We start from the raw sequence: 10440 nt of genomic DNA on the forward strand, positions 1-10440 counted from the left end.
CCCGAATATAAAATTTATTTTTTGTATGCCTTTTGGCATTTGTCATAAGTGTATCATTTTTATACGGTTGTGTCAAGAGCATTTTATTATCGGTAAAATATAAATTTATAGCCGTTTCTCAGGTCGACTTGCTGACAATAAAAGAACTCCTAGGGCACTCCAGCATCACGACCACGATGATTTATGCCCACCTAACAAAAAGGCATCTTAAGGATGCCGTAAATAAATTAGATTTTAGTTTGTAATACCAAAATAATACCAAAATAAGTTATTTACCGAGTAAAAACCGCCAGATTTACAGTCTGGTGCGATTAGCCACTCCGCCACCTACCCAATTTGAGAAAATTTTACTAAAAATTTTTAACAAAGTCAAGAAAAAAAATCCGCTAAACATTATAATACAACATAACATCGGTGGATTTTGAGAAATTTCTCAAATAGTACTGCCCAATCTTACTTGCCCCTAATTTCAACTGTATATGGCGTTATAGTCACAATACCAGTTAAACAGGAAATCAGATAGTTGTCAATACCATAGTATGATTTGCAAGACATTTCTGTAATGTTTTCTCTTGTGGTGTCTAAAAGTATCATTTTGCTAATTTGTAATATCAATCCCGCTCTTGTTTTCTGTCCTGTCAAATTTTTTGAATATCATTTTATCCCTTTAACCAAATATAATGACAACGGTTTTCTTTTCCCTTTCACTTCTATGTTTCCAACCAAATCCGCATCAATTAAGTCCTTTACTTCCCTGTATGTTGTTTCATTTATCAAAATCTGTCCGGAAGCAGCACGGGAAACAATTCTTGATGATGTGTTTACGGTATCGCCTATAACCGTATATTCCATACGCTCAGGACTCCCCATATTTCCCGCCGTAACCTCGCCCGTATTTATTCCTATACCAACACCGATAATTATTTCCCCCCTTTCCCTGGCAATTTCGTTTGTCCTTATTATCGTATTCTGCATTTCAATAGCACATTTAACCGCCCTTAAAGCATCGTCTTCCTTGCAAAATGGCACACCGAATACCGCCATCAGCCCGTCCCCGATATATTTATCAAGGGTCCCATCATACTTAAAAAGAATATCAGTCATCGCAGAAAAATGTTTGTTCAGTAATGCCAGAATATCATCCGTGTCAAGTCCTTCTGATAATGTAGTAAAATTCCTAATATCAGTAAACAGGACAGTAGCTTTGGTTTTTGTCCCTCCAAGGGTTGGAATTTTCTTGCCACCAATTATTTCTTCAACTAACCTTGGTGAGATGTATCTCTGAAGATGTCTTCTGTATATTTCCTCTTCGTTTATTTTTTCATTTAACTTCAGATTTTCAATAGCAACCGCCGCCTGGTTAGAAAGTGCAGAAAGCATATTTAAATCACTTTCATTAAAAATATCGGGTTTTTCGTAATTATCAACATAAATTATACCTGTTATTTTTTTGCCTGACCATAAAGGAACACACATAGCTGAACGAATATTCTGCAAAATAATACTCTCTCCCTGCCTGAAACGGGCGTCCTGTGTGGCATCGGTTGTAATGACAGCAACCTTTTCATCAATAACCTTCCGGGTAATTGTTTTACTTATTGACTTAACAAAACCGGAACCTTCCAAACTATCAGAAACCTTTATCACTTTGGGCACTAAGTCACCTGTGGTCTCGTCAATAAGCGAAATGGAACCCCTTTTAACATCAAGAACTTCAAAGACAAGGTCTATAATCATCTCAAGAAACATCTCTGTTTTAATTGACTTTCCAAGTGCCTTTGCAACCTGCCATACCACAAACAGATTTTTATAGGCATGAGAAAATTCTTCCTGTGTATATGATTTTTCTTCTATCATCCTGAAAACATTTTTTATTTCTTTTATTCCTGACTCTGTGATAGATACATCTTCCTTAAACAGCTCTATCGGTTTAACCACAGTAAAACTTGAAATTGTTTCCTCCTCTTTTTCTTCCTCTTCAGTTATATTAATCAAAAAGACCGATTCGCCTATTTTAATCCTGTCGTTGTTTTTTAAGACCCTTTCCTTTACCCTTTCATCATTAACAAAAGTTCCGTTTCTTGACCCCGTATCAGTAATGACTACCTTCCCTTCCAACTGCTCTAATTTTGCATGATTTCTTGAAACAACATAGTCCTCCAGAATAACAGAATTTTCTCTGCCTCTGCCAAGAGTCATTTTTTTATTTCCAAGTTCATACTGTTTATCCTTACAGGCACCCGCTATCCCCTTAAGTATTACCATATTTTCTCCTTATTTTCCTATGGCAGGTTAAAACAAGGTGTGCTTTTCGGTTTTTATGTTGAGAAGTTTTTTGATTCGTATCAATAATTCATCCATTTCGGTGGTTTAATTATACAATCTGCAGCGCCTATTTTAAATCCTTTTTCTACATCTATCGTGCCAGATTTAGCAGTAAACAACACAACAGGGATATTTTTTGTCTGGTTATCTTTTTTAAGGTCTTCACAAACTGTAAAACCATCCATTTCAGGCATTATTATATCTAAAAAAATAAGGTCTGGTTTTTCTTGAACCGCTTTTGTTATTCCATTTTTACCATTATTAGCAGTAACCACATCGTATCCGTTTTGTTTTAATCCAAATATAAACAGTTCTAATGTTGCCGGTTCGTCATCTATGACTAAAATTTTAAGTTTTTTCTCTGGTAACATTTTTACCTCTCATTCAGCAAGAATTTTTTTTATTCTACCCAGAAGGTGATTATTATCTATTGGTTTTGTTACATAATCATTACCGCCCACATTAAATCCTTTTTCAATATCTTCAATGGCATCCTTACAGGTAACAAATATAACAGGTATATTTTTTGTATTTTCATCTGCTCTAATTTTCTTACAAACCTCAAACCCATCCATCTGAGGCAGCATAACATCAAGCAGGATTAAATCGGGTTTGTCTGTCTTTATTTTTTCAAGTGCGGATAACCCATCTTCAGCGGTAGAAATTTCATAATCTTGCTTTGTCAACCAGAAAGCAAGGAATTCCAATATCGGTGGGTCATCTTCTACTATTAAAATTTTTTTTTGCATATTATTTTACAGGTTCACTGCATCTTCAATTTTTCTAAATATTCTGTAACAGATATATCTTTATCTGTTAACATCTTTGTTTCAATTAGTTTCTTCTTGTTAAGTGAATTAAGCCAGATATAACCATCTTTTTTGAGATGATAGTGATATGTCCCAGGTTTTAAGTCAGTAAAAATAGCATTAGGAGTATACTTGGACTGTTGGATTTCATCTATTGTAACTTCGACACCTTTCAATTCTTCTACTATTGTAACTTCGCCACCTTCTAATTCTTTCGTAATATAAGCTTTTGCATTTATTGTAATAGAAAGCAATCTTTCGGGAGCAACTACAGGTACCGGTGAAGGAATATCCTTTTTTTTCCAAGGTTGTTTTACACCTAAAACAATAAGGGAAACAAAAACTAATCCCGCAACGCTTATATAAAGAGGGTTTCGCCACATCTCTTTTCTTGCTACAGCTGCATCTTTTAGTGCGACAAGTTTTTCTTTGACATACATTCTTTTCAGCAACTCATCTTCTTTGTTAAGAATATTTTCATCTTCGTCAGAAATTGTCAATGGGTTACTCATTTGCGACACCGCTACTTTTATATCTACAGGGTTTGAGACATCAGAAACATTTATTGCTATTACAGTAATATTATCTTGGCCATCAGCGTCATTTGCTGATTGAATAAGAATATTACAGACCGTTTGTAGATTATCTTTAAACGCAAGAACAATATCTTTAATTCGGCTATCATCAACAAAACCACAAAGCCCATCAGAACAAAGAATATAATAATCATTATTTTGAACTTGTTCTATTCTTAAGTCCACTTTAACTGAGGGCCGTGTTCCTAACGCACGAGTAATGACATTTTTCTGTTTAAAATCTTTTACTTCTGCCTCGGTTATTTCACCATCCTGTAGCAATTCATTTACCCAAGAATGGTCTGCTGTCAGTCGCTCAATTTTATTATTCCGTATTCTATAAACACGACTGTCACCTACATGACCAATATATGCAAGATTGTTATCAAACAAAATAGAAGCGACTGTTGTACCCATGCCTCGTAATTTGGGATATTCTACTGTAAAATTGAATAACCGACGATTAACAAGTTGGATCGCGGTAACTAATCTTGCAGCTTTATCCGGCACTGTTTTACTAATTCCTGTATGTATTGGACACAACTCTCGTCTAATATCTTCTGATTTTAGACAATCAATGAGGGTCTTGACACCTGTCTGACTCGCAAAATCACCAGCAGCGTGACCGCCCATACCATCACACACAAAATAAAGGTTCATTTCTTCATCTATCCCGAAACTATCTTCATTTAATTTACGCACTTTACCGACATCAGTTCCCGAATTTGCTTTTATATTCATAAGTCACACCTAATTTATCTTTTTGTTGAACCAATAATAATTGGTGGTCTTTTACGAAGTTTTTTCTTTTTGACTATAACTCGGATAGAAATAACGCCGAGTATAACTATCAACCCGCTACCACCTGAGACTTGAAAATTTCTGTCATTAATTTCTTTCGGTGTCTCTCCAGTCCGAGATAAATTTCCACAAAATATTGGCCAGATAATTTGGTTTGAAAAACATCTGGTATTTGTAGTAAAAGCATTTAATTCATTGTCGTTATAACTAAATACAATATCTAAATAGCCGTCTTTATTTATATCACCAATTAGAGGTGAAGAAGCGATAGGTTGGAGTTTTATTCGCTCTTTCATAATTAACCGTTTTGATGTATTTACAAATGGATCTAAACCATATATAAAACCATCTTCGCCACCAACAATTATTTCATAGAAACCATTTTTATCTAAGTCAACCAATGCTGGCGAAGAAATTATTCTATTTTTTTCGCCGGTATCATATGTCCATAAAATTTCACCATTGGCACCGTTGATACCAAATACCTTACCATTTGCCAAACATACCACAACATCTTTAGAACCATTTCCTGTGATATCTGTCAAAACAGGTGAGGAATAATGTCCGGGTTCTGAAATTGGATAGCGTTCAATATCAAGACATTGCGCCCACATTAATTCTAATGATTTGCCGTTTATACATGCTATATGCTGGTCATTTGTCACAATAACTATATCAGACACTCCATTGTTGTCCAAATCTTGTATGGCTGGTGTAGCGGATATAGGAATAGTTGGCTTCCGTTCTCGTAGTCCTAACCGCATATTTATCATTTCATTTGTATTTAGTTCCTGTAGTTTTTGTGTTTGCCCATCTAAAAGATAAACTTTGCCTTCGGAATTAGCGATTACAACTTTTGGTATTTCACCAGACGAAGATAAAACTGCAGGTGAAGATTTAATTTCGCCTGGAATTTTTACTGAAAAAATTTGAGGATTGATAATAGGTGAATAAATAAAATGAACTGTACCTTCTTCGGAATTAATAACCACATCCAGCACTCCATCTTTATTTAAGTCATAAACAACAGGCGAAGTGGTAAGGTTACCACCTAATATATCGCTTTCAAATGCAAACTTTCCATCCAACCCGTTGATAATATAAAGTCGTGAATCGTTTGAGCCAACAACAATATCCAGTGCTTTATCTTTATTCATATCAACCAATGCAGGTGAAGAAAACAAAGTTTGTCCTATTGGTTGTGGTTGCCATAATGTTTTTCCTGAAATACCATCTAAAGCATAAACTTTGCCATCTTTCGTAGGAAGAACTATATCATTGATCCCATCATTATTTATATCTCCAATGGCTGGAGAAGGTGTAATATCGTATTTTTCTTCAGACAGAGCAGCACTTATTAACTCTATTTGTGGTTTCCAAGGTAAACTTTGCACAACAGGATTTGTCGGCTTGTTATTTATAATAAAAATTCCAGAGACACCATAATATACTGAAAAAATACCCGTAAGAATTAGTAAAATTGATACTATATTGAAAAATCTGGATTTGAACCGAACCCAAAATATACCTTCTTTTTTAGGTGGAGAATAATCTTCATCAGTTTCTTTTACAAATCTAAATATATTACGTCCTACAAGAATTTCATCTTTAGGTGTTAATGGTAATGAATCCGTTTCCTTAACCATTCTCCGATTAACAAAAGTGCGATTTCTGCTTCGTTTGTCTGTAAGAATATACTGCCCACCCGAATAAACAATGCTGGCATGCCGACGAGAAGTAGCAGGGTCGTCAGAAAGAATAATTTCGTTAAACTCAGAGTCCCTGCCGATTTTTGTCTCTCTAAAATTAAGTTCGTACTTTTTGCCTTCATACTTGCCTGGATACCTAATAAGCAATGTATCTCACCACGAGTATCAAATACAGCAGTGCTGCCTGTTTGGATAGTTGTTGTTTTTTTCTCGTCGGGTGTTTCTTTGGCGGTAGCACGAAATACCAAAGTATGTTCGCCTAAACCTATCTCGTCATTAAAATTTAATTCTCGTTTGGTAATTTTTTCGCCATTTACAGTTGTGCCAAAAGATGTCTTTAAATCCCTAATAACATATTTCCCATTTTCTTTTTTTATTTCACAATGTTCATCAGAAATAGATTTATCAATAATGACAATATCATTACCAACAACTCTGCCAACTGTAACATTATCCTTTTCAATGATATATTCTAAAAGGACTTCTGATTTGTTTTTCAATACTAATTTAGGCATATTCTTCCAGATTATCTTGCCATGAATAAAACGGCAACGGCAGTTAAACCAATACTTAACTTGGTCAGCATAGCATTTTTTGTTTTATTGTCAGAAGATGGTGCTGTTTTTCCACTTTCTTCTAAGTTTTCTATAGGCTTTTCAGGTTTTTTAACTGCTACATCAGAAGAAGGCGGTGTTCTTGGTGTTCCTGATTTAATATTGTCAATATCATTTTTCATTGTTGTAATTTCTTTAGAATTAAGTATTAGCACAAGAGCCCGTTTCACACTTTCTCGAACTGCCTCGTTAATGATTTCATCTTTGGATAATTCCGCAGCCGCAGACGGACCAGCAGGTTTCCGAGTGGTTGGTGTTTTCAAACTGGCAATTTCTTTTTTCAAATCTTCATTTTCTTTTTTTAACCAACGAACAGTGGCGTCATATTCGTACAGTGTTAAAAGTAATTCTTCTCTGCTAACTGTACCGAGTGGACGGAATGTTTTTTTTCCATATTTGTAAATAAAATTTTTCAATATACCACGATTATTAAATTCAACAGCAGCTTTCTGCGTTGGCAGTTCAACATCGGTAAACTCTTGAGCATAAATGAATGAACTCACTATCCACTGGTAAATAATCAATCCTGTAATTATTACTTTTAGTTTTTTTCGCATAACAATCTCCTCGCGAGATTCTAATCAAAATTTAGAATAACAGAAAACATATGCTTAAGCCCTAACTGATAAGAACACAGTGCATAGTCTAATTGTATACTGTATCTCAAAACATGAATATCTAAACCGAGCCCCGATGTCCAATCAATATGGTCATTCAGTTGATGAATATTTCCAAATCTATTTTCAATATCTATCCCATTTATTCCACCCCGCAATTTTATTGAAGACAGAACCGTGGTATTTAGATTGTAATTAATCTCGGCGCCTAATAAATCCTGTAACGGCTCTTTCTGTGCCTGCTGAAAATCATTGGCTACTAATACTGAAATATATTCGTTAACTGTAAAAGTGTGTGAAATACCTGTTTTTGCTTTTAACGGTCCATGGTCTTTTCGGCCGTTTGCCCATTTTAGATAAACACCACTTTGAATAACCATTCCAATATCGGTCTTTTTACCGATAGAATAAATCAAGCCCGCCTCAGCATCCCAACCAGAAGCAGAGGCACCTTTGATTTGGGTAAAATTCTGAGTTATATACTTCAAAGAACCGCCGACTAACAGTTCTTCTGAGATTAAGGATTGTCCATATGAAAGATAATAAGCATTTTCTCTATCTTCAAATGTATTTCTAACTATATGATTTGAGGTGTCAAGATATGTGTGAGGAATATTATCCAGTGTTGTATTAATCCAACTGACACTGAATGTTCCACCTTTTTTTAGTATTCTAATTCTATTCAAAGGGACAACTAAACTAAGAAATTGATATGTCGGGCTAATTTCTTGTAAGTTCCACTCAGAATTGGCTAAACTTTGCATCATTGAACCCATAGAAACTGTTTTGAGTTTACTTAACCCAGCAGGATTCCAATAACCTGCAGTAGCGTCATCAGCGACTGAAACAAATGCACCACCCATACCTAATGCACGTGCACCAACACCAATATTTAAGAACGCTGCAGGGTTCGTTCCAGCATAAAGACAAGTAGAAAGTAAAAAGTAAAAAGTAAAAAGTAAAAAATGAAAATATAGTTTTTTAGACTTCATTTTCTATTTGCCAAAAATTGCCAATGCGGTATATCTTCTCTCTTGACCACCATCAATTTTAAACTCTTTAGCAATGATTTCGCAGAAATATATACCATTTGCAAGTTTTTCGCCTGCGTAGTTAGTTCCATCCCAAGTATCTTCTTCATGCATACCGGCGGCCTTTTGTTGGTTATGAACAATTGTTTTAACCAATCTTCCACTCATATCATAGATGTTTATAGAAACTTTTTCTGCTATGTTATCAAGAACATATCGGATTTTTATTGACTCTTTTGAGGGGTCAAATGGACAAGGGTAAGGAACAAGGTCAACAATCTCGTTTTCATCTATTTTATTATTATTTTTACTATCCCAAGAAGATGGAGATTCGTTGCGGAAAATAATTACTTCTGATACAGAATTTCTACTTAAACCAAACAATAATCCAACAACAATTATTATTTTTACCATTACCATTTTATTTGTTTCCTTTTTTCCAATTCTTTTTCATTTTTTTTGTTGAATTATAGATACGGACCCGTCGTTTCTTTCTTTAAGTTTTAAGATAATTTGTTCGCCTGGTTTAGTAAATTCAATTTCTTCTTCTAAAACATCAAAATTTGAATGTTCTATTTTTACCGAGTGTTTGCCCTGCGGAATCCCAGTTATTTTACATGATGTTTTCCCTTTAGATTTACCATCAAAAAATACATCCGCGTCATAATAAGGCTTTATATCAACAATAAGTATTCCATCATCAGCAGGCAATAAGATAGCTTCAAAATAAACCCTGTCGCCGGGTTTTAAAGATACTTCTTTTACCCAAGTTTTATACTTTTTTTCAGCAGTATTTACACAAATTACATAATTATCAGGTTTTAGGTATTTTCTCCAATGACCCTTCCATTCTTCTGTAGTTTCTACATCGGATTTCCATACATCATTCAACCAGATATTAGCATCAGTAATTATTTTTTTGTTTTCATCTAGAACTTTAATATCAACAAATGGGTCTTGTAATTCAAGAGTACCAACAATATTTACCTGCGTTTCAACATCATATTCTTTTTGTTTAATTGTTTTATACATTGGAGGGTTTTCAAATGTAATCTTATAAATACCTAATGGTAAAGATTCTTTGAAAGGTGTCTTTTTATTCTTTATTTCAGTTCCTTGAATGGTTACAAGAGCACCGATATCGCTTCCTGGGTTATTTTTTTCATATGCATTAAAAAATAGTTCTTTCTTTAAAACAGGACAAATATCAATATCAGTTTCACCAGTAATATTAAGCGTATCAGTATATGATACAAAACCTGGTTTTTTTAACTCAATTGAATGTTCGCCAGCAAGGAGAGGTTGATTTTTAACCGGAGTTACACCCCATGGTGTAGATTTACCGTCAATATAGATACTCGCTCTTTCTGGTCTTGACTTAATTGTTACATTTTTCCAGAAGTTACCAGTGAGAGAATAAGTTTTTGTCTGTGCTTCTTTTGATTCTTGAAATTCCCAGTATCGCTTATCTATATTTTGTGTATCTTGACTAAAATCCAAGTTGCATTGTCCTAAAACCTGCATTTCTTTATCATTACCTAAATCCTCAAAACCTTCTTTTGTAATCCGAACATAATGTTTACCCATATCAATGGAACAAAGTACCTGGGTCTTCATAGGTATCAGTTTCCCATCAATATAAACTTCAGCACCTTGTGGAACGGAATTAATTATTAAATCAACATTAAACGGGAACAGCAATGTTCTTATTTCTTTACTACTTGTACCTGCTATATAAATTGATTTAGTTATTTTTTTATATCCATCTTTTTCTAAAGTAAATGTATAATTACCCTGTATAAGTTTTTTCTCTAATCTTGCGCCTATATCAGATTTACTGTAGTTTGGCAAATTTTTGCTAATAAATGTTGAAACATATTGTTCATTGACAAAAATGGAATAACCCTGTAAAACAGGGATGCACAAGAAACCTGAACAATTCCTATGAATAGTTAAGTC

Annotated in this window: 9 protein-coding genes and 1 pseudogene; all 10 read right to left on the bottom strand. The window is 34.3% G+C overall.

Annotation, left to right across the window (positions count from 1 at the left end; genetic code table 11):
• Positions 1-654: 654 nt before the first annotated feature.
• A complete protein-coding gene (locus tag AB1349_10890; GenBank protein MEW6557842.1) occupies positions 655-2265 on the bottom strand; it encodes an adenylate/guanylate cyclase domain-containing protein in 1611 nt (536 codons plus the stop codon).
• A gap of 80 nt (positions 2266-2345) precedes the next feature.
• Complete coding sequence (locus AB1349_10895; protein ID MEW6557843.1) at positions 2346-2696, bottom strand: response regulator; 351 nt, start codon at positions 2694-2696, stop codon at positions 2346-2348.
• Positions 2697-2705: 9 nt separating this feature from the next.
• Complete coding sequence (locus tag AB1349_10900; protein MEW6557844.1) at positions 2706-3074, bottom strand: response regulator; 369 nt, start codon at positions 3072-3074, stop codon at positions 2706-2708.
• Between the two features lie 14 nt (positions 3075-3088).
• The gene (locus tag AB1349_10905) at positions 3089-4450 is read right to left on the bottom strand and encodes a Stp1/IreP family PP2C-type Ser/Thr phosphatase (GenBank protein MEW6557845.1); all 1362 of its coding nucleotides are present in this window, start codon (positions 4448-4450) and stop codon (positions 3089-3091) included.
• 14 nt (positions 4451-4464) lie between these two features.
• Positions 4465-6366 (bottom strand): FG-GAP-like repeat-containing protein, encoded by a 1902-nt coding sequence (locus AB1349_10910; GenBank protein ID MEW6557846.1) that lies wholly within the window; start codon positions 6364-6366, stop codon positions 4465-4467.
• 98 nt (positions 6367-6464) lie between these two features.
• Positions 6465-6734, bottom strand: a pseudogene (locus AB1349_10915) (FHA domain-containing protein).
• 11 nt (positions 6735-6745) lie between these two features.
• A complete protein-coding gene (locus AB1349_10920; protein MEW6557847.1) occupies positions 6746-7390 on the bottom strand; it encodes a hypothetical protein in 645 nt (214 codons plus the stop codon).
• Positions 7391-7410: 20 nt separating this feature from the next.
• Positions 7411-8442 (bottom strand): hypothetical protein, encoded by a 1032-nt coding sequence (locus AB1349_10925; GenBank protein ID MEW6557848.1) that lies wholly within the window; start codon positions 8440-8442, stop codon positions 7411-7413.
• 3 nt (positions 8443-8445) lie between these two features.
• The gene (locus tag AB1349_10930) at positions 8446-8901 is read right to left on the bottom strand and encodes a FlgD immunoglobulin-like domain containing protein (protein MEW6557849.1); all 456 of its coding nucleotides are present in this window, start codon (positions 8899-8901) and stop codon (positions 8446-8448) included.
• 30 nt (positions 8902-8931) lie between these two features.
• A partial coding sequence (locus tag AB1349_10935) for a PEGA domain-containing protein (GenBank protein ID MEW6557850.1) occupies positions 8932-10440 on the bottom strand: 1509 nt, incomplete at its 5' end.

The organism is Elusimicrobiota bacterium, from assembly GCA_040757695.1.
GTDB lineage: Bacteria > Elusimicrobiota > UBA8919 > UBA8919 > UBA8919 > JBFLWK01.

Bases quoted from the DNA above. Each gene is read 5' to 3' on its own strand.
- AB1349_10890 (MEW6557842.1), bottom strand. From the start codon at position 2,265: ATGGTAATACTTAAGGGGATAGCGGGTGCCTGTAAGGATAAACAGTAT.
- AB1349_10895 (MEW6557843.1), bottom strand. From the start codon at position 2,696: ATGTTACCAGAGAAAAAACTTAAAATTTTAGTCATAGATGACGAACCG.
- AB1349_10900 (MEW6557844.1), bottom strand. From the start codon at position 3,074: ATGCAAAAAAAAATTTTAATAGTAGAAGATGACCCACCGATATTGGAA.
- AB1349_10905 (MEW6557845.1), bottom strand. From the start codon at position 4,450: ATGAATATAAAAGCAAATTCGGGAACTGATGTCGGTAAAGTGCGTAAA.
- AB1349_10920 (MEW6557847.1), bottom strand. From the start codon at position 7,390: ATGCGAAAAAAACTAAAAGTAATAATTACAGGATTGATTATTTACCAG.
- AB1349_10925 (MEW6557848.1), bottom strand. From the start codon at position 8,442: ATGAAGTCTAAAAAACTATATTTTCATTTTTTACTTTTTACTTTTTAC.
- AB1349_10930 (MEW6557849.1), bottom strand. From the start codon at position 8,901: ATGGTAATGGTAAAAATAATAATTGTTGTTGGATTATTGTTTGGTTTA.